General features: G+C 66.9%; 1 protein-coding gene and 1 pseudogene. One reads left to right on the top strand and one right to left on the bottom strand.

All coding sequences use genetic code 11. The features are described from left to right. Positions 1-171 precede the first annotated feature (171 nt). Complete coding sequence (locus G6022_RS03160) at positions 172-741, top strand: TetR family transcriptional regulator (RefSeq protein WP_069389790.1); 570 nt, start codon at positions 172-174, stop codon at positions 739-741. Positions 742-780: 39 nt separating this feature from the next. Here G6022_RS03160 and G6022_RS03165 read toward each other — a convergent pair. Further along, positions 781-1,142: pseudogene (locus G6022_RS03165) on the bottom strand (o-succinylbenzoate--CoA ligase); the annotation flags it as partial.

Consider the following 1,142-nt stretch of genomic DNA (forward strand, 5'->3'; position numbering starts at 1 on the left):
GTGCAAAGACTTCAGGACACCCTCGCAGCGATGGTCGACCAACTGGCCGACGAGCACGCTAGGTAGCGTGTGGCCGTGTCCAAGTCAGTGACGCGAGTCGATCGCGAGACAGGAATCGCTAACCTTTCTGTCATGCGGGCACCGTCAATGCGCGAACGATTCAAGGAGCACATGCGCCTGGCTGTCCTCGAGGCTGCCCACGACCTGACTGTCGACCGCGGCTGGGACCGGGTGCGCATGGGGCAGGTGGCTGATCGTGCCGGGGTGTCGCGGGCGGCTCTGTACAAGGAGTTCGGTGACAAGGCCGGCCTCGGAGAAGCCGTCGTACTCCGGGAGGCCTCGCGCTTCCTCGAGGGCATCCGGGGCGCGCTGGAGGCGCACATCGGCGATGCGAAGCGAGGCATCGCAGCCGCCGTCGACTACACCTTGAACGAGGCCGGGCGCAGCCCCCTGCTCAAGGCGGTGCTCATCTCCAACCGTGACCTTGATGCGGGAGGTCAGGCGTCCACGGGGATGCTCCCGCTGCTCACGACATCCGCACCGCTTCTCGACCTCGCCTCCGACACCCTGGCCGGATGGGTCGCGGAGAGTTATCCGGGTCTCCCCCCGGGCGATGTCATCGACGCGGCCGACACCCTGGTGCGCCTGACGGTCAGTCATCTTGCGCTCCCCAAGTGGGACCGAACCGCGACAGCGCGGAAGATCTCCGAGGTCGCCGTCCGGTTCCTCTCACTCGAATAGTGACCTGCGCCGGGCGTCGGGAGCAGTCTGAACTGGGCTTCAGCGGCGCACGGCGTGTTCGTTGCCGCCGTGCTGCTGCCGTAGCACCGTCTTGAGCACCTTGCCGGTCGCTGTGCGGGGCAGCTCGGCTACGAACTCGATCCTGGTGGGGCACTTGAAGTGGGCAAGCCGCTCCCGGGTGTATGCGATGAGTTCCTCGCCGGTCGGCTCGGCGCCGTCCTGGAGCGCCACGGTGGCCACCGGGGTCTCGCCCCAGCGGACGTCGGGGACGCCGACGACGGCCACTTCACGAACGGCCGGGTGCCGGTAGAGCACTTGCTCGACCTCGATCGGGTAGACGTTCTCGCCGCCAGTGATGATCATGTCCTTTTTGCGGTCGACGAGCGTGATGAACCCCTCGG

Origin of the sequence: Dietzia sp. Cai40 (assembly GCF_014145165.1) — a bacterium.
GTDB classification, from domain to species: Bacteria; Actinomycetota; Actinomycetes; order Mycobacteriales; family Mycobacteriaceae; genus Dietzia; species Dietzia natronolimnaea.